The 23,779-nt window shown below is 70.1% G+C and carries 25 protein-coding genes; 12 read left to right on the top strand and 13 right to left on the bottom strand.

Annotation, left to right across the window (positions count from 1 at the left end):
• Positions 1-8 precede the first annotated feature (8 nt).
• The 4 genes from V1457_RS25275 to V1457_RS25260 are packed head-to-tail and all read right to left on the bottom strand — an operon-like array spanning position 9 to position 4,340.
• The gene (locus V1457_RS25275) at positions 9-1,406 is read right to left on the bottom strand and encodes an MmgE/PrpD family protein (protein WP_200072906.1); all 1,398 of its coding nucleotides are present in this window, start codon (positions 1,404-1,406) and stop codon (positions 9-11) included.
• Complete coding sequence (locus V1457_RS25270) at positions 1,403-2,224, bottom strand: cyclase family protein (RefSeq protein WP_338597319.1); 822 nt, start codon at positions 2,222-2,224, stop codon at positions 1,403-1,405. The genes V1457_RS25275 and V1457_RS25270 overlap by 4 nt, the downstream gene beginning before the upstream one ends.
• Positions 2,221-3,156: a CoA ester lyase gene (locus tag V1457_RS25265; protein WP_338597317.1), complete on the bottom strand. Its 936-nt coding sequence runs from the start codon at positions 3,154-3,156 to the stop codon at positions 2,221-2,223. The genes V1457_RS25270 and V1457_RS25265 overlap by 4 nt, the downstream gene beginning before the upstream one ends.
• Positions 3,153-4,340, bottom strand: coding sequence for a CoA transferase (locus tag V1457_RS25260; protein WP_338597315.1), 1,188 nt, complete (start codon positions 4,338-4,340; stop codon positions 3,153-3,155). The genes V1457_RS25265 and V1457_RS25260 overlap by 4 nt, the downstream gene beginning before the upstream one ends.
• A 256-nt stretch (positions 4,341-4,596) precedes the next feature.
• Between V1457_RS25260 and V1457_RS25255 the strand changes: the two genes are divergently transcribed.
• Both V1457_RS25255 and V1457_RS25250 read left to right on the top strand, forming a co-directional pair.
• Positions 4,597-5,982 (top strand): FAD-binding protein, encoded by a 1,386-nt coding sequence (locus tag V1457_RS25255; RefSeq protein ID WP_338597314.1) that lies wholly within the window; start codon positions 4,597-4,599, stop codon positions 5,980-5,982.
• 9 nt (positions 5,983-5,991) lie between these two features.
• Positions 5,992-7,461 carry a dihydroorotase family protein gene (locus V1457_RS25250; RefSeq protein WP_338597312.1) on the top strand — a complete coding sequence of 490 codons (1,470 nt, stop codon included), beginning with the start codon at positions 5,992-5,994 and terminating at the stop codon, positions 7,459-7,461.
• A 6-nt stretch (positions 7,462-7,467) separates the two neighbouring features.
• On the opposite strand, the gene V1457_RS25245 is transcribed toward V1457_RS25250, so the two are convergent.
• The 4 genes from V1457_RS25245 to V1457_RS25230 form a co-directional block, all read right to left on the bottom strand.
• Complete coding sequence (locus V1457_RS25245) at positions 7,468-8,250, bottom strand: IclR family transcriptional regulator (RefSeq protein ID WP_338597310.1); 783 nt, start codon at positions 8,248-8,250, stop codon at positions 7,468-7,470.
• 210 nt (positions 8,251-8,460) lie between these two features.
• Positions 8,461-9,468: an alcohol dehydrogenase gene (locus V1457_RS25240; protein ID WP_200072900.1), complete on the bottom strand. Its 1,008-nt coding sequence runs from the start codon at positions 9,466-9,468 to the stop codon at positions 8,461-8,463.
• Between the two features lie 119 nt (positions 9,469-9,587).
• Positions 9,588-10,025, bottom strand: coding sequence for a VOC family protein (locus V1457_RS25235; protein ID WP_338597308.1), 438 nt, complete (start codon positions 10,023-10,025; stop codon positions 9,588-9,590).
• A 33-nt stretch (positions 10,026-10,058) separates the two neighbouring features.
• Positions 10,059-10,478, bottom strand: a complete 420-nt coding sequence (locus V1457_RS25230) for an organic hydroperoxide resistance protein (RefSeq protein WP_200072898.1) — start codon at positions 10,476-10,478, stop codon at positions 10,059-10,061.
• A gap of 304 nt (positions 10,479-10,782) precedes the next feature.
• On the opposite strand from V1457_RS25230, the gene V1457_RS25225 reads away from it, so the two are divergent.
• Together V1457_RS25225 and V1457_RS25220 are read left to right on the top strand one after the other, a co-directional pair.
• A complete protein-coding gene (locus V1457_RS25225) occupies positions 10,783-11,310 on the top strand; it encodes a MarR family winged helix-turn-helix transcriptional regulator (RefSeq protein ID WP_200072897.1) in 528 nt (175 codons plus the stop codon).
• 175 nt (positions 11,311-11,485) lie between these two features.
• Positions 11,486-12,220 carry a MerR family transcriptional regulator gene (locus tag V1457_RS25220; RefSeq protein ID WP_338597306.1) on the top strand — a complete coding sequence of 245 codons (735 nt, stop codon included), beginning with the start codon at positions 11,486-11,488 and terminating at the stop codon, positions 12,218-12,220.
• A 236-nt stretch (positions 12,221-12,456) separates the two neighbouring features.
• Here the strand turns inward: V1457_RS25220 and fucP are convergent, their stop codons facing one another.
• On the bottom strand, positions 12,457-13,794 hold the full coding sequence (gene fucP, locus V1457_RS25215; protein WP_295150653.1) for an L-fucose:H+ symporter permease: 1,338 nt from the start codon (positions 13,792-13,794) through the stop codon (positions 12,457-12,459).
• A gap of 240 nt (positions 13,795-14,034) precedes the next feature.
• Here fucP and V1457_RS25210 point away from each other — a divergent pair, with 240 nt between their 5' ends.
• Positions 14,035-14,850: an SAM-dependent methyltransferase gene (locus V1457_RS25210; protein ID WP_338597303.1), complete on the top strand. Its 816-nt coding sequence runs from the start codon at positions 14,035-14,037 to the stop codon at positions 14,848-14,850.
• A 54-nt stretch (positions 14,851-14,904) separates the two neighbouring features.
• Complete coding sequence (locus V1457_RS25205) at positions 14,905-16,215, top strand: amidase (RefSeq protein WP_338597302.1); 1,311 nt, start codon at positions 14,905-14,907, stop codon at positions 16,213-16,215.
• 34 nt (positions 16,216-16,249) lie between these two features.
• Here V1457_RS25205 and V1457_RS25200 read toward each other — a convergent pair whose 3' ends face one another.
• Complete coding sequence (locus V1457_RS25200; protein ID WP_255520958.1) at positions 16,250-16,450, bottom strand: SAM-dependent methyltransferase; 201 nt, start codon at positions 16,448-16,450, stop codon at positions 16,250-16,252.
• On the bottom strand, positions 16,435-16,695 hold the full coding sequence (locus V1457_RS25195; protein ID WP_338597300.1) for an SAM-dependent methyltransferase: 261 nt from the start codon (positions 16,693-16,695) through the stop codon (positions 16,435-16,437). The genes V1457_RS25200 and V1457_RS25195 overlap by 16 nt, the downstream gene beginning before the upstream one ends.
• Positions 16,696-16,890: 195 nt before the next feature.
• Between V1457_RS25195 and V1457_RS25190 the strand changes: the two genes are divergently transcribed.
• Positions 16,891-17,547 (top strand): DUF3159 domain-containing protein, encoded by a 657-nt coding sequence (locus V1457_RS25190; protein ID WP_200072892.1) that lies wholly within the window; start codon positions 16,891-16,893, stop codon positions 17,545-17,547.
• Positions 17,548-18,113: 566 nt separating this feature from the next.
• Positions 18,114-19,304, top strand: a complete 1,191-nt coding sequence (locus V1457_RS25185) for a beta-1,3-glucanase family protein (RefSeq protein ID WP_338597298.1) — start codon at positions 18,114-18,116, stop codon at positions 19,302-19,304.
• A 152-nt stretch (positions 19,305-19,456) separates the two neighbouring features.
• On the opposite strand, the gene V1457_RS25180 is transcribed toward V1457_RS25185, so the two are convergent.
• Positions 19,457-19,912 (bottom strand): STAS domain-containing protein, encoded by a 456-nt coding sequence (locus tag V1457_RS25180; protein ID WP_295150635.1) that lies wholly within the window; start codon positions 19,910-19,912, stop codon positions 19,457-19,459.
• Positions 19,913-20,318: 406 nt separating this feature from the next.
• On the opposite strand from V1457_RS25180, the gene V1457_RS25175 reads away from it, so the two are divergent.
• A complete protein-coding gene (locus tag V1457_RS25175) occupies positions 20,319-20,897 on the top strand; it encodes a hypothetical protein (RefSeq protein WP_338597297.1) in 579 nt (192 codons plus the stop codon).
• Between the two features lie 54 nt (positions 20,898-20,951).
• On the opposite strand, the gene V1457_RS25170 is transcribed toward V1457_RS25175, so the two are convergent.
• A complete protein-coding gene (locus V1457_RS25170) occupies positions 20,952-21,716 on the bottom strand; it encodes a GNAT family N-acetyltransferase (RefSeq protein WP_338597296.1) in 765 nt (254 codons plus the stop codon).
• A gap of 60 nt (positions 21,717-21,776) precedes the next feature.
• Here V1457_RS25170 and V1457_RS25165 point away from each other — a divergent pair, with 60 nt between their 5' ends.
• The 3 genes from V1457_RS25165 to V1457_RS25155 all read left to right on the top strand — a co-directional run bounded on the left by V1457_RS25165 (position 21,777) and on the right by V1457_RS25155 (position 23,738).
• Positions 21,777-22,241 carry an NUDIX domain-containing protein gene (locus V1457_RS25165; RefSeq protein WP_295150627.1) on the top strand — a complete coding sequence of 155 codons (465 nt, stop codon included), beginning with the start codon at positions 21,777-21,779 and terminating at the stop codon, positions 22,239-22,241.
• Between the two features lie 61 nt (positions 22,242-22,302).
• Positions 22,303-22,998: a hypothetical protein gene (locus tag V1457_RS25160; protein WP_338597295.1), complete on the top strand. Its 696-nt coding sequence runs from the start codon at positions 22,303-22,305 to the stop codon at positions 22,996-22,998.
• A gap of 80 nt (positions 22,999-23,078) precedes the next feature.
• Positions 23,079-23,738, top strand: a complete 660-nt coding sequence (locus tag V1457_RS25155; RefSeq protein WP_338597294.1) for a class I SAM-dependent methyltransferase — start codon at positions 23,079-23,081, stop codon at positions 23,736-23,738.
• The last annotated feature ends 41 nt before the right edge of the window (positions 23,739-23,779 follow it).

The following is a 23,779-nucleotide window of genomic DNA, read 5'->3' as shown; positions in this document are numbered from 1 at the left end:
CTCGGTCGTCAGTCGGTGAGCTGGTCGGTGAGCGTGCTGACCGCGGGCAGGTCGGCCAGGCCGTAGGTGAGTTCGGTGATCCGCTCGGCGCGCCGGCCGGTGACCGCGCGGGCGGCGTTGCGGCGGAACTTCGTGGCGAGTTCTTCCGCCGAGAGCGGGTTGCCGTCGCCACCGCGGTTGTGCGTGACGCGCTCGGTGAGTTCGGTTCCGTCGCGCAGCCGTGCGCGCAGCACCGCCGGGAATTGGTGCGGGAAGATCTCGTCGCACTCCGCGTCGGGGACGCAGGTGACCTTCGCGGCGAGCGCGAGTCGTTCCGGATCGGCGGCCGCGGCGTCGGTGAAGTCCTCGTGGAAAAGCCCTAGCCCGCCGCCGCCGAGCAACGCCGCCGCAACGGTGTAGGGGCCGGAGAAAGCGGCGTGGTAGCCGGATTTCGGGGCGGTCTTCTCCTCGCGCGGTTCGCCGATGGTGCGCAGGACCGCGGTCGGCGCGCCCAATTCGATGCTTTCGATCTCGTCCGGCGCCACGCCCCGCGCCCGCAACCGCAGCGCGGCGTCGACTCCGGCGTGGGTGAAGTGATTGCAGGGATACGGTTTGAAGAAGATGCCGGGCATTTCCCAGTGCTCGCCGAGTCCGTCGAGCAGCGCGTCGAGGTCGGCCTGGTCGCCGCAGAAGGCTTGCAGCAGGCCGAACCTGCCTTCCAGCACGGTCGGCGGACCGGTGATCCCGGTGCGCGCGAGGCCCGCTGCGGTCACCGCCGAATGCGCGGCCCAGCCGCAGTGCACCCGTTTGACCGTGCCGCCGGTGCGGTTCGCCTCCAGTAGCCCGGAACCCATGCTGGCCGCGACGCCGAGCGCGTCCGCGATGCCCTCTGCGTCCACATCGGACAACATCGCGGCGGCCGCGGCGCCACCGAGCGCGCCGCAGATGGCGGTGGCGTGCAGTCCCCGCTCGAAGAACACCGAGTTGCCCAATTCCCGGTCGTAGCCCGCCATTCCGACCCGGACGGTGATCTCGACACCGACGCCGACGGCGTCGAGCAGCTGCGCTCCGCTCGCCCCGCGCGACTCGGCGACGGCCAGCGCGGCGGGAACGACCGAGGCGGAAGGGTGCAACACCGACGGCAGGTGGGTGTCGTCGAAGTCGAGCGAGTGCGCCAGCGTTCCGTTCAGCAGCGCGGCGCTCGGCTCCGGCAGCCGCCCGCCGCCGATCGCGCTCGCGCGGCCCTGCCCGCCCCACTCACGGACCAGCGTTCCGACCGCGGCCGCCGGTGCTTCGGAGGTGGCGGCGAGGCTGTTGCCCAGCACGTCCAGCACCCTGCGGGCGGAGTCGTCGCGCAGCCGCTCGGGAAGTCCTCGCGCGCGCACCGAGGCCGCGAACTCGGCGAGGCGCTGAACCGGCGTCGTCATGCGCTCACCGCCGCCAGCGGGCGGATGGGCGAGCCGGTGCCGCCGGTGATGCGCAGCGGAGCGAGCAGGAACGCGAACTCCGCGATGCCCTGCTCTGCGAGGGATTCGAGGTTCAGGTGCTCCATGATGAAGATCCCGGACTCCACCAGCAGAACCCGGTGCACCGGAAGCAGCGAGTGCCCGGCACCTGCGGGTATCTGCTCGTAGGCGGTGGTGTCTGCGCCGGTGGCGACGATCCCGCGTGCGGCGAGCCACTGCGCCGCCTGTTCCGTCGCCCCGGGAACTCCCGTTTCCTTGCCCAGGTAAGCGGTCTGGTCGGTGAAGTTGCGCGCCCAGCCGGTGCGGATCAGCGCGACGTCGCCTTCGGCCGGCTCGACGTCCGCGCGCCGCGCGGCCGCCGCCAAATCCTCGGCGGTGACGCCATATCCGGCCGGCAGCGTCGGGACGTCGTGCACGGCGGCGACGTCGAGCAGCACGCCGCGCCGCAGCAGGCCCGGCAGGTTCTCGGCTCCGTGCGCGGAGAACGCGCCGCCCTGCTGGGCTTCGGCCGCGTCGATCCCGCCGTGCAGCTCACCGCGATGGCTCACGTGCGAGAGCGCGTCGATGTGGGTGCCGACGTGCCCGCCGGTGACGATGATCTCGTTGGCCGCGGAGCCGCCGTCGGCCCGCCGCATGTCGCCGTGGCGGCGGTTGAGCGTCATCCGGAACCCGGGATGGTTCGGTGAGCACGGCATTCCGGTGAAGAACGGCTGGCCGAGCTCGATCAGCCGGACTCCGCCCGCGATCGCCGCCAGCAGCGGGTCCTCTGTGGTCGTCATGGGGCGTGCCCTTCGTCGTTGTTCGTGCGTTCGGCGCTGTGGCGGTCTTGCCGGGCGGGCCCGTCCCGCTGGTCGGTCTGTACTTTGTGGACGGATTCGGCGTCGTTGCCGGTGCGCCTGCTGGTCCCTTCGCCGGTGATCGAAAGCAGCCACCTGGCCTGCTCGACGACCGCCGCGTCGACGAAACGTCCGGAGTGGTCGATCCACGCGGCTTCGTCGGTCACGCGCAGCGCGTCCACGAGGGACCGAGCTCGCGCGACTTCGTCCGGATCGGGTGCGCACGCTTCGTGCACCACGGGAATCTGCGCCGGATGCAGCACCGAACGCCCGAAGAATCCGGCTTTCCGGCCCGCTTCGGTGTCGGCGCGCAGGCCGTCCAGATCGCGGACGGCTGTCCACGCGCTCTGCACCGGGCTCGGCAACCCGGCCGCACGTGCCGCGACGACGATGCGCGAGCGCGGCCAGGTGAGCGACTCGACGCCGGGAACCCGCAGGTCCGCGGCGAGGTCGGCCTCGCCGAGCGAAATCCCCGCCACCAGCGGATGCGCGGTGGCCAGCGCGTATGCGTGCTCCACGCCGAACGCGGACTCCACCACGGGATGCACGGCCACGCCGAGCGCGTCGGCCACCCGGCCCAGCTCGCCGGGGTTCTCGCACTTGGGCACCCGCACGCCCGCGAGCGCGCCCGGAGCGGCCGCCAGCGCCGCGACGTCGGCCCGTCCGTGCGAACCGTCCGTGGCGTTGATCCGAACGTGCGCGCGGTGCCCGTCGGCGAGCGTGGCCAGCACCGCTCGGCGTGCCTCGTCTTTGGCCGCGGGGGCGACGGCGTCCTCCAGGTCGAGGATCACCTCGTCGGCGTCCGAGGCGAGTGCTTTGCCGATGCGCTCCGGCCGGTCACCCGGCACGTAGAGCCAGCTGCGCGCGGGTCTCATCGGATCACGCCCTTGTCCCGCAGCTCGTCCAGCGCCGCGCCGGTGACGTCGTAGCGTGCGAGCACTTCCTCGGTGTGCGCGCCGATGGGCGGACCGGTCGAGCTGATCTGACCCGGGGTTTCCGACAGCCGGAACAGCACGTTCTGCATCCGCACCGGCCCGAGCTCGTCGTCGGGCAGCGTCGCGATCGTGCCGAGCGCTTCGTACTGCGGGTCCTGCACGATGTCGGCCGCGGTGTAGATCGGGGCGATCGCGGCTTGCGCCTGCTCGAACGCCTCGATCACCTCCGCGCGATCGCGTTCGGCGATCCACGAGCCGACCGCTTCGTCGAGCTCGTCGGCGTGCTGCGCGCGCTCGGCCCCGCTCGCGAACCACGGCTGCTCGGCCAGATCCGGCCTGCCGACCAGCCGCACGACCCGTTCGGCGATCGACTGGGCGCTGGTGGAGATCGCGACCCAGCCGCCGTCGCGGGTCCGGTAGGTGTTGCGCGGCGCGTTGTTGTTGGAGCGGTTGCCGGTGCGTTCCTGCAGGACGCCGAGCTGGTCGTAGGCGATGATCTGCGGGCCCAGCAGGGTGAGGATCGGCTCGATGATCGCGAGGTCGACTACCTGGCCGCTGCCGGTGTGCTCGCGGGCGCGCAGCGCCGTGAGCACCGCGAACGAGGTGGCCAGTGCGGCGATCCCGTCGGCGAGGCCGAACGGCGGCAGCGTCGGCGGGCCGTCCGGCTCGCCGGTGATCGCGGCGAACCCGCTCATCGCCTCGGCCAGCGTCCCGAAGCCCGGTCGCTTCGCGTACGGCCCGGTCTGCCCGAAACCGGTCACGCGGGCCAGCACGATGCCCGGGTTGATCCGGCGCAGTTCCTCGTAGCCGAGCCCCCAGCGCTCCAGCGTTCCGGGACGGAAGTTCTCGATCACGACGTCGGCGTCGGCGACCATCCGGCGGAAGATCTCCTGCCCCTCCGGGGAACCGAGGTACAGCGTCATCGCCTGCTTGCCGCGGCCGAGCATCTTCCACCACAACCCGACGCCGTCGCGCTGCGCGCCGTGCCCGCGCACCGGATCGCCGTTCGGGTGCTCGATCTTGATGACCTCCGCGCCGTAGTCGGCGAGCATCGTGGCGGCCAGCGGCCCGGCGAACAGCGTCGCCGCATCGAGAACGCGAATCCCGGAGAGCGCATCCGCCATCGGCGCACCTGCCTTTCTGAGAGCCAATTTCGGGTCTGCGAGCGGCGAATCGGGCTCGATGCCGAGTGTTTCCCTGATGGGAACAAAGAGCGGCTTGCTTTCCGGTGGCGCTCTTGCCGCACAGGGACAAGCTCGCGCCGATCGCGCTGCAAGTCAAGAGCGGTCGACCGTTGACGCCGGTTCACCTGCGGTGTCAGGCTGCCCGCCAAGCGGTTCCCATTGTTTCTTCCAGGGGAACGACGGGAGGTCGAGGCGCATGGACGATCGGGTGGACGTCGTGATCGCGGGTGCGGGCGGCGGGCTGGCGGGCGCGCTGCGCGCGGCCGAGCACGGGCTGAGCGTGCTCGTGGTGGAGGCCGACGAGCACTTCCGCCGCGGCAACAACACCTCGATGTCCACGGCGATGTTCCCCGCAGCCGGATCGCGGTGGCAGACCGGAGCCGGTGTGCAGGACTCCCCGGAACGGTTCCTCGCCGACATCGCGGCCAAGACCGGCGGCCTGGCCGAACCCCGCCTCGCGCGCACGCTGGCCGCGGTCAGCGCGGAACTCGTCGAATGGCTCGCCGACGTCGTGGGGTTACCGCTGTCGCTGGTCACCGACTTCACCTATCCCGGCCATGCGGTGCCGCGCTGCCACTCGGTACCGGGACGTCACGGCTCGGCGGTGATCGACCACTTGGCGCGCGCGGCCGCCGGGCACTCCGATGTGGACATGCTCGTTCCCGCGCGGCTGGTCGACGTGCTGACCGAGGGCGGGCGGGTCCGCGCGGCGGTGGTGCGCTATCCGGACGGCGCCGAGGAGGAGATTCCGACGCGCGCGATCCTGTTGGCCACCAACGGTTTCGGCGCGGACGCGGAGCTCGTGCGGCGGCACCTGCCGGAGATCGCGGATGCGCTGTACCGGGGCGGTGACCACTCGCGGGGCGATGCGCTCCGGATCGGCGAGAAGCTCGGCGCCGCGACCGGCTATCTCGACGCCTACCAGGGCCACAGCGCGGTCGCCGCGGGCGCGGGCACGCTCGTCGGCTGGGCCGCGGTCGTGCAAGGCGCAATCCTGGTCGACAGCACCGGGCAGCGGTTCGGCGACGAGCTGCGCGGCTACTCCGAGTTCGCCGCGGAACTGGCCGCCCGGCCCGGCGGAACCGGCTGGATCGTGCTGGACGAGGCGGTTTTCCAGCGGTGCCAGGTTTTCCAGGACTTCCGCGACACGGTCGACTCGGGCGTCGTGGTGCGGTCCGGGGACGCGGCGGGACTCGCCCGCGCGACCGGCCTGCCGGAGCGCGAGCTGACCGGAGAACTGGCGAACACCGCGAAGTACGCGCGCGGCGAGCGGGCCGATCCGTTCGGCCGCACCAACTGGGATCACGCGCTGGTTCCCGAGTACGCGGCGGTGCGCGTGGTGCCCGCGCTGTTCCACACCCAAGGCGGGCTGCTGGTCGACGAGCACGCCGCGGTCGTCGACCGGCACGACCGGCCGATTCCCGGGCTGTACGCGGCCGGGGGAGCGGCAGCGGGGATCTCCGGGCACGGCGCGGCGGGCTATCTCGCGGGAAACGGCCTGCTACCCGCGTTCGGACTGTCCTATTTGGCCGCGGACGACATCGCCCGTCGCCGGGCGGCCCGACCGCAACAGGCTCAGTGAGGAGCAGGGATGGCGACAACCGAACTACTGGTCACCGACGTCCGGGTGGTGCGCCCGGAGGACCCCGACAACGACCGGCCCGACCTGGTCGACATCGCGGTCAACGACGGCAAGATCGTTCGCATCGCGCCGGGTCTGGCGCGCGACGATGTCGCGCGGGTCGTCGACGGGCGGGGGCTGCTGGCGTTTCCCGGCGTGGTCGACGCCCACCAGCACTGGGGCATCTACAACGACCTCGCCACCGACACCGCCTCGGAGAGCAGGGCCGGCGCCCAGGGCGGGGTCACCACGGCGCTGACCTACATGCGCACCGGGCAGTACTACCTGAACAAGGGAGGCGGCTACCGGGAATTCTTCCCCGAAGTGCTCTCGGCCGCCGAAGGCAACGCGCACGTGGACTACGGCTTCCACCTGGCGCCGATGATGACTCGGCACATCGAGGAAATCCCTTACCTGGTCGAGGAACACGGCGTCACGTCGTTCAAGATCTTCATGTTCTACGGCAGCCACGGTCTGCACGGGCGCTCGGGCAGCCAGAGCGACTTCCTGATGATCCCGCCCGAAGAGCGCTACGACCTCGCGCACTTCGAGTTCGTGATGCGCGGTGTGCAGCGAGCCCGCGAGGTCTTCACGGAGTACGCGCCGTACCTGTCGCTGTCGCTGCACTGCGAGACAGCGGAGATCATGACGGCGTACACCGAGCTGGTGGAGCAGGAGGGCGAGCTGTCCGGCCTGCGCGCCTACAGCGCCTCCCGCCCGCCGCACTCCGAAGGGCTCGCGGTCACCATCGCGTCCTACCTGGCGCACGAGACCGGGCTGGCGAACATCAACCTGCTGCACCTCTCCTCGGAAAAAGCGCTGGACGCGGCGCTGCGGATGGCGCGGACGTTCCCGCACGTGGATTTCCGCCGCGAGGTCACCGTCGGGCACTTGCTGGCCGATGTGGACAGTGCGAGCGGCATCGGTGGCAAGGTGAATCCGCCGCTGCGCGAGCGGGAAGACGTCGAGGCGCTGTGGGGCCACGTGCTCGCCGGTGAGGTGGACTGGATCGTCAGCGACCACGCCTGTTGCCGCGACGAGATGAAGTTCGGCGCCGAGCGCGACGACGTCTTCCTCGCCAAATCGGGCTTCGGCGGCGCGGAGTACCTGCTGCCCGGCCTGGTCGGCGAGGGCGCAAAGCGGGGCCTGTCACCGCAGCGGATCGCGAAGCTGACGGCGCAGAACCCGGCGCAGCGGTACGGATTGCTGCACAAGGGAACGCTGGCGGAGGGCTACGACGCCGATTTCGCCCTCGTGGACCCGAATGTGTCGTGGACGGTGCGGGCTGCCGAGTCGGAGTCCACTCAGGAGTACACGCCGTTCGAAGGTTTCCCGATGTCGGCGAAGGTCACCGACACCTTCGTGCGCGGCCACCACGTGTTCGCAGGCGGCAAGCTGCAGGACGAGCCGGTCGGCAGGTACCTGCGGCGCGGGCGCTGAAGCGGCTCAGCGCCCGCTCGCGGCGGGCGGAACCGCCCAGTTCCGGGCGATCTCCGCGGTGGCCGCGCGCACGAGCTCGCGGTAGCGCTCGATCTTGTCCGGGCTGAAGCGGTGCTCGGGACCGCAGACGCTGATCGCGCCGTGCACCTCGCCGTCCGGGCCGATCAGCGGCGCCGCGACCGACCCGGCACCCACCTGTCGCTCACCGAGCGACACCGCGACACCGTCCTCGGCGATCGCGGCCAGCTCGTCGCGCAGCGCCGCCCGGTCGGTCACGGTCCGCTCGGTGAGCGCGCCGAGCTCGCCGGAGAGCACCGCCGCACGCCGGTCCTCCGGCAGGTGCGCCAGAATCGCCTTGCCCGACGACCCGGCGTGCAGCGGGAACCGCCTGCCCGCCTCGACGGTCATCTTGATCTCGGCGCCGCTCTCGAACTGGTCGAGGTAGACCCGCTCGTCGCCGACCAGCCCGGACAGCGTCGTGGTCTCACCGGTCTCGTCGCGCAGTCGCCGCAGCACGGGCGCCGCGGCCGTGCGGGCGTCGGAGCGCCGCAGCGCGCTCGCCCCGAGCGCCACCGCAGCCGGGCCCAGCCGGTAACCGTCGGGGTCGGTCACCAGGACTTCGCGCGAGACCAGCGATTGCAGGATGCGGTAGACGACGGCTTTGGAGATGCCGAGTTCCCGGCCGATCGTGCTGACGCCGAGGTAGGTCCGGCCGCCGGTGAACAGCAGCAGCACGTCGGCGACCCGTGCGGCCGCCTCGGTGCCGGTGTTCACGGGCCCGTTGCTCATGGCTGCGGTGTTGTTCGGTGGCACGGCCAGCGTTTCTGTCAGGGGAACCGGACTCCGCCAGTATTCCAGCATGAAACGGGCTCGGATGTCGCGGGTTCTCGAAGGTCGTCGCACGATCCGTTCCGCTCGCCGGTAGCACGGACCGGGTCGGCGCTCCGGCCGGACGGCGCCGCTGTCGCCGACCGCGCCGGAGCCACCCGCGCGGACGGATCAGGTGGTGAGGACCATGCGGAACCGCGCCTCGTTGTTGATCATCTTCGCGTAGGCGTCCGGTGCCTGCTCCAGCGGCATGGTCTCGATCATCGACTGGACCCCGGTCAGCCTGCTGAACCGCAGCGTGTCCTCGGAATCCTTCGAGGTCCCGGAAGGATGGCCGACGACCGCGGCACCCGGCATGATCAACGAAGGTGCCTGCACCTGCAGCGGGTCGCTCGGCGCCCCGAGCACCAGCAACTGGCCCCGCGGCGCGAGCCCGGGCACGAGCGCGCTGACCGCCGCCCCGCTCGCAGCGGTGGCCAGCACGACCTGCGCGCCGCCGAGCGCGGCCAACTCCTCGGCCGGATCGGTGGCTTCGCTGTCGATGTGCCGGTGCGCGCCGAGCTGCCGGGCGAGGTCGGCCTTGCCGGTGCCGCGGGAGATCGCCACGACCTCCATGCCCATCCGCGCGGCGAACTGGATGCCCAGGTGCCCGAGCCCGCCGACGCCGAGCACGGCGACGCGGTCACCGGGACGGGCCGTGCTCTCGCGCAGCGCGTGGTAGGTCGTCACGCCCGCGCACAGCAGCGGCGCGGCCTCGACCGCGGACAGCTCCTCCGGAATCCGGGCCAGTGCGTCGGCGGAGACCACGACGTTGTCGGCGTAGCCGCCGTCGAAGGTGATGCCGGGGATCTTCCCGTTCGCGCAGGTGATGAAGTCGCCCCGGCGGCAGGAATCGCAGTGCAGGCAGGACCCGCCGAACCAGCCGATCCCCACCCGGTCGCCGCGCTGCCACGGACCGGTCACCGCGGGGCCGAGCTCGTCGATGATCCCCACGATCTCGTGACCGGGAATGATCGGGTACGGGGTGATGGGCAGCGCGCCTTCCTTGGCCCACATGTCGCTGTGGCAGACCCCGCAGGCTTGCACGCGCACCCGGACCTGGTCGTCGCGGACTTCGGGAACGTCGCGCTCGACGAGTTCCAGCGGACCTCCCGGTTCGGAGACCTGCACGGCTCGCATGATTGCTCCTCGTTGTTCGTCGTCGGTGTTCGCCCGGCCTCGTTCGCCCGGCCTCCCGGACACGGCTCCCCGCGGAGGCGTGCAACGTCCCGCGCCCGGGAGGCGGGTCCTGCTTCCGCTCAGGCCAGGGGAGCGGTCAGTTCCAGGTGGATCCCGTCGGGATCGCTGAACGAAAGGATCGACAGGCCCGAGTCCGGCAGGTCGATGACCTCCCCGTGCGAGATCTCCGCCGCGGCGAGCCGCTGGCGGGCGGTCACCAGGTCCTCCCGGGCTTCGACCTGGAAGCTGACGTGGTCCAGGCCGGTTTGCGCGGAATCGAACCGTTGTCCCGCGGGTGCCACCGGGCGCAGTCCGAACAGCTCTCCCGACGGGGTTCGGTACACGGTTCCGCCGTAGAACTGCTCCGGCGAGTCGTGCACGCCGGGCTCACCGGCCCGGTCCGATGCGTCGATCACCACCGGCCAGCCGAAAACGTGCTCGTAGAACGCCTTCGACCGCTCGATGTCGGTGACGGTCAAGCGCGCGTGGGCGATTCCGGAACTGCTGATCAAACTCAACGGCTGCGGTCTCCAATCCCTTGCGGGGGACGGTCACACGGTCGCGCGCAGCGTGACCTCGATGTTGCCGCGGGTCGCCTTGGAGTAGGGGCACACCTGGTGTGCGCCGTGCATCAGGTCGTCGGCCGTCTGCTGGTCCAGGCCCGGGAAGTGCCCGGTGAGCGTCGCGGTCACGCCGAAGCTGGTGTCGTCCGGGCCGATGCCGACCTCGGCGTCGATCGTCGCGTCGTCCGGGACCGCGGTGCCCTTGTCCTTGGCGGCCAGCCGCATCGCGCCGTGGAAGCAGGTGGCGTAGGCCGCGGCGAACAGCTGCTCGGGGTTGGTGCCCTCGCCGTTGCCGCCCATCGCCGACGGCATCCGCACCGGCGCGTCGATCCGGCCGTCCGACGAGCGCACCTGCCCGTCCCGGCCGCCGCCGCTGGAAGTGGCCGTCGCGGTGTAAACAATGCTCATGGTCGTCCTCCTGCGAAATGCGGGTACTGCCGGGCACCGGCGTCGATGAGCCGTCGCGGCTGCTCGCTCGTGCAGCGCGCCGGTCCGCCGATCCACGGCCTAACTTGTGCTCCAGGAACTGGTGCTCCAGGTGATCGCACACTATGTGTCGGCCTGCCTGCGCGCAACCACTCATGCCCGCACGGCCATCGGTCGCTCGTGCTCAGGGGTTGCCGGTGCGGGCGGCGACCACACCTCATGAGGCACCAAGGCCTGGGAGTCCAGGACATTGAGCTCCGGCCTCGCGAGGTCTAGCGTCAGGGGAATGACGACCTCGCAGGAACCGCGGCCCGCCGAGCCGGAGAACCCGGAGGGCCTGCAGCTGGACAACCAGCTGTGCTTCGCGCTCTACGCCGCCTCGCGGGCCGTCACCGAGCTGTACCGGCCGCTGCTCAACGAGCTCGGGGTGACGTATCCGCAGTACCTCGTGCTGCTGGTGCTGTGGGAACGCGACACCCGCCCGGTCAAGGATCTGACCGAGACGCTGCAGCTGGACTACGGAACCGTGTCACCGCTGCTGAAGCGGCTCGAAGCGCACGGGCTGGTCGAGCGGCGCCGCGCCAGCGACAACGAATCGCGGGTGCTGGTGAGCCTGACCGACGCCGGGTACGAACTGCGCTCGCGGCTCACCGGTGTCCCGCACGCCCTGCAGTGCGCCCTCGACCGCTTCGACGCGGAGGCGAACCGCGAACTGCTCGGCACCCTGCGCGAACTCACCGCCACCGCCCAGGCGGCGAGCCCGCTGACGACCGCGACGGTCGCGGGGCACGAGGCCGGCGAGTCCGACGAGTAGCTCGCGAGCTTCGCCGTGCGCCGTGATCGCTCGGCACCCGAGGTGAATCAGGTCACCGGATCACCCCGGCGCTTGACCATGCCGCGACGGCACGGTTTCGACTGGCACCGCCTCGGCGGATCGCGCCGGCGGCGACGTCTTCAGCGGCGCCTACGCGGAAATGAGGTGACGGTCGGTGGCCTGGAGCACCCGTGAACTCGCCGAGCTCGCCGGTACGAGCTTGCGGGCGGTGCGGCACTACCACGAGGTCGGCCTGCTGGCCGAGCCGGAGCGGCGCGCCAACGGCTACAAGCAGTACGGCGTCGCCCACCTGGTCCGGCTGTTGCGGATCAAGCGCTTGGTCGATCTAGGGTTCTCGCTGTCGCAGATCGCAGCCATGGGAGACACCGACGAGCACCCCGAGGACGCGCTGCGCACGCTCGACGCCGAACTCGCCGCGACCATCGAGCGGCTGCAACGGGCGCGGGTCGAACTCGGCGTCATCCTGCGCCGCTCGGCGCCAGCCGACCTGCCGCCCGAGTTCGCCCCGGCCACCGGGCTCTCCGATGCCGACCGCGGCTTCGTCACCGTCATGACCCGGGTGCTCGGACCCGGATACCTGCAGACCTACGCGGACATGCTGCAGGACCTGCCCGACGACCCCACGGACGCCGAGTTCAACGAGCTGCCCGCCGACGCCGACGAACCGACCCGCATCGCCTTGGCCGAGCGCTTGGTCCCGTACTTCCGCGAGCTACTGGCGAAGCACCCCGGCTTGGCCGAATCGCATTCCGACGCCCCGCACGGCCCGCAGTTCGTCGAGGAAACGATGGTCAAGGCCGTCGACGACCTCTACAATCCCGCCCAGGCCGACGTTTTGCGGCGCGCCCTGATCGGGCTCGGCAGCAAGCGGCAAGCCGACTCCGGCTGATCCGCGCGGTCGGACGACATGTGCCGGGCCCGGGACGACGGCTCGACGAGTCGCCCCGTTGTCCATCGACGGGGATGCCGCTGCTCAACGGGATGCGCCCGCAGCATCTTCCCTCGGAGCGCGACGTTGCTGCAGGCCTGCCGTCCCGGCACGAAGCAGGTGGTTCCCCGGCTGGTCGCGCGCACCCGCTGGGCGCCTTCGCGCGCATCCGCCACTCGCGGGTGGTCCGGAGCGGATCAACCGGGTTCGACGGCTGGGCTCCGGTGCCTGGCCTGGTCGATGAAGAACAGCATGATGGCCGCGAAGCACACCGCGCCTACCAGGAACGAGAACTGCAGCGACCCGCTCACGTCCGAGACCGCGCCTTGCACGGCCGGAATGATCGCGCCGCCGACGATGGCCATGACGAGGACGGCCCCGCCGGTCTCCTGGTAGCGCTTGTCCTCGATGGTGTCCAGGGTGCGTCCGAAGATCGTGGGCCAGCAGGGGCCCATGAGCAGGTTCGTGAGCACCACGCCCCAAACCGCCCAACCCACCGGGCCGAACGAGACGGCGGTCAGCACGACGGCGCCGATCGCTCCGTACGCGATCAGCACGTGCGAGGCGGAAAACCGGCTCATGAGGAAGTTCGCCGGGAACTTGCCGATGAAGAACGCGATGAAGCCGAAGATCATGTAGTCGGTGGCGCCGTGCTCGTTGAGCCCCGGCATCGTCTCCAGCGCCAGCCGGATCGTGAACGACCACACCGCGGTCTGCAGGCCGACGTACAAGAACTGCGCGGCGATGCCCTTCAGGAACATCGCATTGGTCGAGAGGTACTTCAGCGTCTCGCCGATCGAGGCTTGCGCCTTCTTCGACGCGGCCTCCGCGCTGGGGCGGCACCGCGGGTACTGGGTGATCGCGAACAGCACGAGCAGCACCACGAGCACGGCGAGGATGTACTTGTACGGCAACAGGGTCTGGCCCAGGAGCCGGTCTACGAGCTCTTGGCGTTCGGCGCCCTGCACGGACCGGATCTGCTGCTCGAGCGAGGCGGTGTCGTCGAAGACGAGGTACTTGCCCAGGATGATGCCCGCCAGGTTGCCCAGCGGCGTGAAGGTCTGGCTGATGTTGAGCCGCAGCGTCGAGGTCCGGCGCGGACCGAGCATCGAGCTGTAGGTGTTGGCCGAGGTCTCCAGGAAGCTCAGTCCCACCGCGATGGCGAAGATGGCCACCAGGAACATGCTGTAGGTGGCCATCTGCGAGGCGGGGAAGAACAGCCAGCAGCCCACGATGTAGAGCGCCAGCCCGGCCATCACCGCGGCTTTGTACGAGGTGTGCTTGATGAACCGCGATGCGGGGATCGCGATCAGGAAGTACCCGCCGTAGAACGCGCTCTGCACGAACGCCGCCGCGGCGTCGCTGAGCGTGAACACCGACTTGAACTGCGCGATGAGGACGTCGTTGAGCCCGGCGGCCGCGCCCCACATCGGGAACAGCAACGACAGCAGGATGAACTGGAAGTACGGGGTGCGGTCCAGATAGCCGTCGTCGAGCGAGCCGTCGAGCTCGCGTGCACTGCTTTTGATCAGCATGAACGTGGGTCCTCCTCGCGCAGCGGGCCGCATCATGCCACGAACAGGTAGAGACCAAAATGCTGGATTTCCGCGGGCGACGGGCAGTGATCGCGGGTATCGCTGCGTGCTCGGACTCGCGGTGTTCCTCGCGAACCGGATGGCTGGGTTGCCCTCGCGAGCCGGATTGCTCGGTGTTCCCGCGAGCCGGAAGCCCGGCGGGGGTGGCGAGTTCGCGCGCCGATCGACGATCATCCGGCTGTGGATTCATTCGACGCATACAGCGGAACCAGCGAACCGCAGCCGGACGTGCCGAACGCGGCGCGGATCTACGACTACGACCTCGGCGGCAACCACAACTTCGCCGTCGACCGGGCCGAGGCCGAGCGGATCCACGAGGTCGTGGGTTCGGGCCCGTACGTGGCGCGGGACAACCGCGGGTTCCTGCACCGGGCCGTGCGGTTCGCGCTGGAACGCGGCATCGACCAGTTCCTCGACCTGGGCTCGGGGATTCCCACGGTCGGCAACGTGCACGAGATCGCGCACCGCGGGAACCCGGCCGCTCAGGTGGTGTACGTGGACAACGAGCCCATCGCGGTCGCCCACACCCGGCAACTGCTGTCCGCGTGGGGCCTGCAGGACCGCGTCGCCCTGGTCGACGCCGATGTCCGCGATCCCGACGCGATCCTGTCCGCACCGGCGGTGCAGCGGCTCGACTTCTCCCGGCCCGTGGCGTTGCTGATGGTGGCGGTGCTGCACTACGTCGGCCACGAGCACGACCTCGCGTCGCTGGTCGGGCGCTACACGCGCGACCTCGCTCCGGGCAGCGTCGTGGCCGTCAGCCACGTCACCGCCGACGGGCAGGAGGAGCGGGCGGCCCGGATCACCGAGATGCTGGCGCGCACCACCACGCCGGCGACTTTCCGCGGTCATGACGAACTAGCCGGCCTGTTCTCCGCGCTCGATCTCGATCTCGTCGAGCCGGGCATCGTGTGGGCTTCGCAGTGGCGTCCGGACAGCCCTGTCGAGCATCCCGAGCGGTCGCACTGCTGGACCGGTGTCGGTGCCGTGCGCTGATCCGCCGCTGCTGCGCCCGGGTCGTCCCGGGCGACCGGCCGAAAGGAGGCGCGCATGAGCCCGGTCCGCGAACGGATCGACGAGTTGCTGACGCGGGCCCGACAGCGCGATCCCCGGCTGCGCGCCTACATCACGCTGTTGGACGAGCAGGCCCGGCAGCGCGCGGAAGAACTGGACGCCACCCCGGCGCACGCGCGCGGACCGCTGCACGGCACGGCCGTGGCCTTGAAGGACAACATCGACGTCGCCGGAGTGCCGAGCACGGCGGGCTCACCGCACCACGGCCGGACCGCCTCCTGCGACGCCACGGTGGTCCGATTGCTGCGCGAAGCGGGCGCGGTGATCGTCGGCAAGAACAACATGACCGAGTTCGCCATGGGCGTCACCGGCCGCAACGACGCCTTCGGTGACTGCCGAAACGCGCTCGACGACCGCCGCATCTCGGGCGGCTCCAGCAGCGGATCGTCCGTCGCGGTCGCGGCGGGCATCGCGGACGCGGCGCTCGGGACCGACACCGGCGGTTCCGGCCGCGTGCCCGCCGCGGTGAACGAGGTGGTGGGTCTGCGGCCCACGCTGGGACGGATGTCGAATCGCGGCGTGCTGCCGGTGAGCCCGTCGTTCGACACGGTCACGCCGATCGCCCCGGACGTGCGCACCGCCGCGGCGATGCTCGCCGCGCTCGACCACCTGGACGGCGACGGCACTTCGGTCGAAGGCAGCCGCACCCCGGTCGAAACGGCGCTCGACGACGGCCTCGCCGATCTGCGGGTAGGTGTGGCGACGGGTTTCTTCGCTGACGGGCTGGATTCCGGAGTGCGGGAGGTGCTGGCCGCGGCGGTCGCCTCGTTGCGCGAGCACGGAGCGCGGGTGCGGTCGCAGGAAGTGCCGGACGCCGAGCACGCGCAGGACCGGATGCTGGAGATCCTGTATCCCGAGGCCGCCGCACTGCACCGCGACCGGCTGCGCGATGCGCCCGGGACGATCGATCCCGACGTGCTCCGGCGGTTGCGCCTCGGTGCGGGCATTTCCGCCGGGCGGTCCGAAAAGGCGCGGCGGTGGCGGCAGCGGTTCCGGCAGCGCGTGGACGAGGTGTTCGCTTCGCAGGACGTCATCTTGACGCCGACACTGCCGACCGATGTGCCCGCCCGGGATTCGGTGGATCTCGCGGCATCGACCCGCGAAATCGCGCGGTACACCTACGTCTGGTCGATGTACGGCGGTCCGTCGATCACGGTGCCCTGCGGCAGGCACCCGGAATCCGGGATGCCGGTGGGCTTGCAGCTGGCCGCCGCGCCTTGGCGGGAACACGTGCTGCTGCGCGCGGCGGCGGGGCTCGAGCGGATCACTGCATCGACGTCGGCATGAGCGCTGCCGGTAGGCGGGGAGCGCGCCCGGCGGCTCAGGGCTTGCGGGCGACGCCGCTGAGGAACACCTTGTCCATCTGGGTCAGCGGGGCGGTCCGCGGGCCTTCCGGCCACCACTCGTGCAGCATCACCAGCCCGGGATCGACCAGCTCGAGCCCGTCCAGGAAGGCCGCGATCTCGGCGCGGTTGCGGAACCGGCCGGTGCCCGTGGTGCTGCCGGTCAACCGCTGCTGCATCTCCTTGGCGAAAGCGCTGTCCTCCGGCGATCCTCCGCCGTGTCCCAGAAGTGCCACATGGCGACGTAGGAGCCGGATGGCAACGCGTCCCGATAGGCCCGCATGATCTCGCCGGGGTTCTCGTCGTCGGCGAGGTGGTGCATCGTGCCGCTCTGCAGCAATGCGCAGGGGCGGTCGAAGTCGATGTGGCGGACGACCTCGGGGTGTGCGAGCAGCCGGTGCGGCTCGCGCAGGTCCGCTTCCACGACGGCTGATCATGCCTCGTCGCGAGGTTCGCCCGACGTCGAGCCGAGCTCGGTCGTCGAGGCCGGTCGCGTCGCAGCCGGAGGCGGGCTCGGCTAACACATGTGGCCCGCTTCACCGGCGCTCGGGCTTGAGTGTGCCGTTGCGGCACGGCTTCTCCTGGATCCACCACACCAACGGCCCGAGGGGGCAAGATCATGATCGACCAGCAGGAAACCCGCGAATCGCACCGCACCGAGCGGGCGCAGGCCAGCACACCGCAGACGCTGCTCGAGCAGATGGGCGGCCCGATGGGATTCGTCTACTCGACGCTGCCGGTCATCGTGTTCGTGGCGGCCAACGCGTTCCTGCCGCTGCCGGTGACGATCGGGATCTCGATCGCGGCCGGCGTAGCGCTGACCGGATTCCGGCTGCTGCGCGGGGAACGCTGGTCGTCCGCGGTCGGCGGGTTGCTGGGCCTGGCGGTCGCCGTCGGAGTCGTCGCGGCGACCGGCTCGGCGAAGGACTTCTTCGTCATCGGGATCTGGGCGGCGCTGGCGGGTTTCCTCGTCACCTTCGGTTCGGTGCTGGCGCGCCGGCCGCTGACCGGCGTGATCTGGAACGCGATGCACGGCGGTGAGCACGAGTGGCGCAGCGACAAGGGCGTGCTGCGCACGCACGACATCGCCACCGCCGCCGCGGCGCTGGTGTTCGGCGCCCGGTTCGTCGTGAAGGAATGGCTGTACCTGGCCGATTCCACGACCTGGCTGGCCGTGGCGAAGGTCGTGATGGGCACGCCGCTGACGGTGCTGGCCGCACTGGTCGTCGTCTGGTCGTTCCGGCGCACCACCAAGCGCCTCGTCGCGCAGCGGTGACCGTGCGGGTGCGCCGCCCCGTGCCGGGTGTGGTGGTGCCGGAGGTCAGTGGTGTGCTCGACGGCGAGCACGAACCGCAGCCGGAATCCGGTGCGGGCGAAGAGTTGACGACGTTGGTTTGCCAGGTGTGCGGATCGAGCGCGTTCAACGAGGACAGTCCGCACGAGTTCGCGGGCGGCCTGACCGAGCGGCTGATCTGCGAGGTGCGGGGCTCATCGCGTCCCGTGACGCCGGGCGGGGCGGGGGAGGCGGGCGGCCCCCGGCTCCCGCCGAAAACCCGTCCGCGGTGGGTGCTGACCCGTTCCGGACGCGAACCGACCTGCGACGACGGAGCTGAGCGGCGTCCGCCTCGCGCGCCTTTCCCAGTTTTGTGGCTGAATGTCGCCTGTCGCTTGCTTTTTCCGGCATCACCGAGCGGTAGCGTTGAATGCTGTTTAAATGTGGTGAATTGTGCTCCTTTTGGGGGTATCAAGGAAAGGTCTGGACCGAGCAGACTCTCGGAATCGATAACGAGAGGATGGCCGCCTTCCGAGGCGGTCCTGTTGTCCCCCTGGAGGTCCCCCACCATGGTTTCTCGCCGGCGGTTTCTCGGCTACTCCGCTGCCGCCCTGAGCTCCCCGTTCTGGGCGCAGGCGATCAGCGCGCCGTTCGCTTCGGCGGCGCCGGAGAGCCTGAAGTTCGTGCTGAAGAACGACTCCGGCGGTCCGGCGACCGCGTACATCGCCGGTTTCTCCGAGGCCGAGAACAAGGCCGTGTTCATCAAGCAGGACGGCACCCCGTTGTTCCCGGAGGCCGGCGGCACCGAGCCAGAGCCGGTGGGCCCGGAAGCGGGCATCCCGGTGGACGGCACCGTCGAGGTCACCGTCCCGCGGATGTACGGTGCGCGGGTCTACTTCGCCCTCAACGACACGCTGGAATTCCAGGTCGTGAAGGGCGCCGACGGTGCGACCTCGGTGGTGCACCCGAACTTCGTCTCCAATGAAGACCCGAACTTCGGCAAGGACTGGACGTTCGCGGAGTTCACCCTCAACGGCGAGCAGCTCTACGCCAACATCAGCTACGTCGACTTCGTCGCCGCACCGATCGGGCTGCACCTCAAGGCGCCCAGCGGCGACCAGGAAGTTCCGGGCATGCCCACCGGGGCGCTGGACAAGGTCGCCCAGGGCCTGCGCGACCAGGGCGAGAACTGGCCGAAACTGGTGCAGGAGGCCGACGGCAGGGTCGTGCGGGTGCTCAACCCGAACCACCGCGCGGCCGACTTCGAGGGGTACCTGGAGCCCTACGTCGACGAGGCGTACTCCAAGTACGCGGGTGAGTCGCTGTTCATCGACACCCAGCGCGAGGACATCGGCATCCTGGAAGGCAAGGTCGAGGGCGAGGAGCTGGTGTTCGGCGCCGAGCGGTTCGCCAAGCCGTCCTCAGTGGACATCTGGGGCTGCAACAGCGGCCCGTTCGCGAACAACCCGGACAGCGACTCGCAGGAACGGCTGGCGATCGTGCCGCGGCTGGCGGCGGCGTTCAACCGCACCACGCTGCTGATCAACCCGAACCAGCCGCACGAGGAGGACCCGGCGACCTTCTACAAGAACGACATCACCAACCACTACGCGCGCGTGGTGCACGAGAACCTGCCCGACGGCAAGGGCTACGCGTTCGCCTACGACGACGTGAGCTCGAACGCCGGCGAGGACCACAGCGGCAAGGTCAACGCGGGTGATCCCGAGGTGTTCACGCTAACCCTCGGCGCCATGCGCTGAGGCCGGTTCCGACGCACGGCGACCGATCCACGCGAGGTGTGGGTCGGTCGCCGTTGTGCCGCTCACTGTCCTGTTTGGATACGGAACCGCCCGCCGACCGTCCGGAAGACGAGCAGCAGTAGGCGACGTCCGACTTCCATCCTGCGGTGCGCTCAGGGCAGCGGTTGCGCGCTTTCGCGGCCGGTCATCTCGGCCACGGCCGCTTGCACGCTGCCGAAGGTCGGCACCACCCGGTGCCATCCGGCGGCCCGAAGAGCTCGTTCCACGCACACCGGACCGTCCACGATGCATACCGTCATCGAGCGGCCGTCGGCGACCCGGCACGCGTGGGCCAGCAGCTCCAGCCCGGCCACGCCCAGGAATCGCAATTCGGAAAGATCGAGGACGACGGTCTCGGCCCCCGAGGACAGCCGCGGCGCAAGAATTTCGTGCAGGCGCGGGGCAGTGGTGGTGTCCAGCTCACCGGCGATGCCGATCGCGATCGAGGTGCTGCTCGGGCACCCCACCCGCAACGCCAGGCCGTTCCCTGCACTCGTGTCGGCCGATGTGGCCGGTTCGGTGGACCCGCGCTGCGGTGCATCCGGCGCACCGGGAGCGAAAGCGGTCATGACTACCTCCTCGATGGCGAGGCAGCCGGCGAAGGATCAACAGGTCCCGCACGACATCCCTGTCCCGCCTGCTTCCGCGCAGCCGCGGGACAACAACCCCGGGCAAGGAACCGACGCGAACACTCCATCTGGCTGTCACGTTCGGTAATGCTTCGATTCAGGGCTGTCGGCTCAACCACGACCACCGTACAGGGCGAGCCCGGTGCGGTGAACTGCCAGGACGTCACACGGTGCGCGCCGCGCGACCGGACGTGGCGACTCCTCAGCCGGGTTTGCCGGAGCGCGGGCCCAGGGCATCCCGGGGGCGCCGAGCGGAGGTCGAGCAGGGAGCCTGCGCCCGATCGATGCGCATGATTCGCGCGGCCGGACCGGCCGCGCGGCATCTCGACCAGCCTTGGTGGCGGTAATGAGTACGAACGACTACGAACCGGACATGTTCCAACCGTGCGACGAATGGCAGGCGCTCATCGCGGACGCGCACGCCGCTGGGCAGTCAGCGGCCCGTCAGCTGGCCCTGCGGTCGTCGGCCCGGCACATCGGCCGCAGCGGCGGCATCGCAGTGCACGTCGAGCCGCTCGCTTCGCCGGTGGCGGCATGGCTGCACAGCACCGGGCGGGCTGCGATCACCGAGTCCCGCACCGGCGTGCTGGTGCCGATCACGGTTGCGGCGGCCGACCTGGCGCCTGCCGGGGACGCTGCGGAGAAGGCGCGCTCCTTGCTGGTCGCCGATGCCTACGCGGTCGCCTTCAGCGCCGTGCTGGCCGACGATGCCGGTGTGGCCACCGAGATCCGGATCGGGCCCCATGCCGTGGCGGTACCACCGCAGCGGTCCCGTGGTGCAGCGTCGGTTCCGGGACTGAAAATCGGTTGGGCAGCGGGAATCGGTTCGGGAGCGAGCGAACAGCGCGGCCGACCCGGCATGGCGCGCCACAAGTCCACAGTGGAACCTGTGCCGACTCGGTCCACTGTCGACAGAAGAACGTAATCGGCGTATCGACTTGTTCGCACAACGCACGTGATGCTTCTCCGTCCGCGGCGATCAGCGGGCGGGCAGCAGCGGACCGCTGTGGGCATCGTGCAGCTGGACCTGGCTCGCACCGGTAGGCAGCTGAGCCAGCCACACCTCGCCGGTGCCCGGCAGCAGCGCGGTCCGGACGTGCTGGAATCCCAGGCTCAGGTAGTACCGCTGGAGCGCCCGGTGGTCGCCCCAGGTGTCGCCGCGGATCCACGCCAGCCCTTCGCGCGCGCCGCGGTCCGCCATCCAATCCAGCAGCAACCGGCCCAGACCTGTTGCGCCGTAACGGCGTTTGACGACGAACCGGTCGGCGTAGACGGACTTCTCGCGGCGCTCGTGGTCGAACCAGAGATCCGGGTGCCCCTCGCCGCTGACGCGGATGCCGGCCGCCACCTCCGTTCCGGCGACTACCACGTAAAGACTTCCGGCCTCGTGGTCGGCTTCGGTCGCCGATGCGACGTCCCAGTGGGGCCAGTCGTCGAATCCGCGCCGCTGCAGGCGGTGTGCGCCGTCCTGACGCAGTTCGACCAGGCCGCGCAGATGGTGGGGCGCAGATTTGCAAACGGTCAGTGAATCCCGAGAATATGACATGCCATCCAACATGTTCGTATCGAGCCGCGAGTGCAGGTGGTCGGCGCCGGGCGCGGTAAGCAGCGCTTTTGCCGCTATATCCGGCCGCTGGAATGAATTTCCGGTGCAGAATACTTCGCCGGTCCGCAAGCGCGTGTACGTCCGTGCGGGTGAATTGCGCCGCCGACCTCTCCCGGTGCGATGTTCAGCGATGGACACTTCCGGTATTGCGGAAGACCTGACGCGGAGGGGTGCGACGGTTTGGTCCATCGAATGGCGATGACTGTTTGCGCACGCGGTCTGCTGGTGGAATCCGGAAACTGCCTATTGATAGAGAACCGCAACCGCGAGTTCGGGACCTGGTACGTGCTCCCGGGCGGCAAGCAGCGGCGGGGCGAACGACTGGACGAGGCCGCACGGCGGGAGTTCCGCGAGGAGACCGGGCTGCCGATCGTCGTGGGTCCGTTGTGGCACGTTTGGGAGTTCCTGCCCGAGCGCCACCCCCACCTCCGCAACAAGCGCCCTGATCAGCAGCTGCACGCCATCTTCCTGGTCGCGCGGCAGGACGCCCGGGCCGCTGCTCCCGCGCCCGAACGACCGGACACCGACCAGCGATCCCTGGCGTGGCTCCCGGTGGCCGATCTCGACCCCGATTCGCTCTATCCCAGCGGTCTCGCCGACCACCTGCGCGAACACGTGCCGATGCGCGCCGCGGACGCCGTGTACCTGGGTGACCTCCACTGACCCCACCTGCGGACGTCGCCGAGCCGGCAGGCTCGAACCAATCACCGCCGAGGAGGCACGAATGAGCACCAGCCCTGATCCGCTCGCCGCCCAGCTCGTCCTGTTCAGCGGCGGCCGGGACAGCACCTTGGTCGCCGCATCGCTCATGTTGCAGGGCATCCCCGTGCACCTGTTCAACGTCACCAGCGGGCACCCGGGGACCGCGTTGTTCCAACTCCGCGTCGACGAGCTGCGCGGGCGCTTCGGTGACCTCGTGCGCGAGGTCGCCGTCGAGGACATCAGCGGAAGCCTGCGCAGCATCGCGCTGGCCAACCTCGAAGACGACATCCTCACCCATCGCAAGAACCTGATCCTGCTCGGCGACAAGCTCGCGATGTACGTGCACGCCGTGGATTACTGCAGGCGCAACGACATCACGGTGATGAACGACGGGATCGCCCGCTACCAGCAGGATCTCGCCGAGCAGCGGGACGTGGCGCGGGTCTTCTTCGAGAACTTCACCGCTTCCTACGGGATGACCGGCTACAGTCCGATCTACGAGTACGCCAGCTCGGAGGACCTGGTCAAATACCGGCTGATGCAGCTGGGCCTGACCACGAAATCATTGGAGGAGAACGCCATGTTCGGCGACAGCTTCAGCTCTCCCTCCGACGACGTCGTGCTGGCCTACCTCAAGGAGAAGGAACCGCTGGCGCGGGAGATCGTCGAGTTCCTCGCCGGACGGCACCTGCCTGCCGCCGCCCTGCACGGTTGCTGAGGCTCGCGAGCTGATCGAGCTTCCGGCTGTCCGCAACGGACGGTCACCGGCAGGAAAAACCGATCCAGAGGGGGAAATCCGTGCGGGACTTCGCGGAGAGCAGCCGCCGCGAGCAAGCGGCGGCGTTCGACACCATCGGCGATGCCTACGACGCGGCCTTCGGGCAGCGGGAGGCGCAGCTGGCCGCAGGGGAGTGGCTGGCGGGCGCATTACCGCAGCGGGCGCGGGTGCTGGACCTCGGCTGCGGTACCGGGCTTCCCACGGCGGCTCAGCTCGTGGACGCCGGCTTCGACGTCACGGGAGTGGACATCTCCGCGGAGATGTTGCGGCTGGCCCGCGGCAACGTTCCCGAAGCCGACCTGCATCGGCGGGACATGCTGACGCTGCGACCGGACGGCGCGGACGGGCTGGGCCGGTTCGACGCGGCGACCGCCTTCTTCTCGCTGCTGATGCTCTCGCGCGCGGAGATCGCCGAAATGCTGGCCACCTTGGGCCGCCTGCTCGTCCCCGGCGGGCTGCTGGCGCTGTCCATGGTCGAGATGGATCAGGACTACCAGCAGGTTTCGTTCCTCGGCAGCGAAATCCGCGTCTCGGGCTACCCGCGGCAGGAGCTGAGCCGGATGCTCGAGCCAGCGGGGCTCACCATCCTCGAAGACCACGTGGTCGCCTACCAGCCCACCGACACGAGCACCGGGGCCGAGCCGGAGATGCAGCACTATCTGCGTTGCAGGCGCGACTAGGACGTGTTCGTGATCTCTCCAGCCGTCGACCTTCCCAGCGG

It is taken from the genome of Saccharopolyspora sp. SCSIO 74807, assembly GCF_037023755.1.
Lineage (GTDB): Bacteria > Actinomycetota > Actinomycetes > Mycobacteriales > Pseudonocardiaceae > Saccharopolyspora_C > Saccharopolyspora_C galaxeae.
The sequence above is the reverse complement of the archived record's forward strand: the minus strand, read 5'-3'. Positions and strand labels throughout refer to the sequence as shown.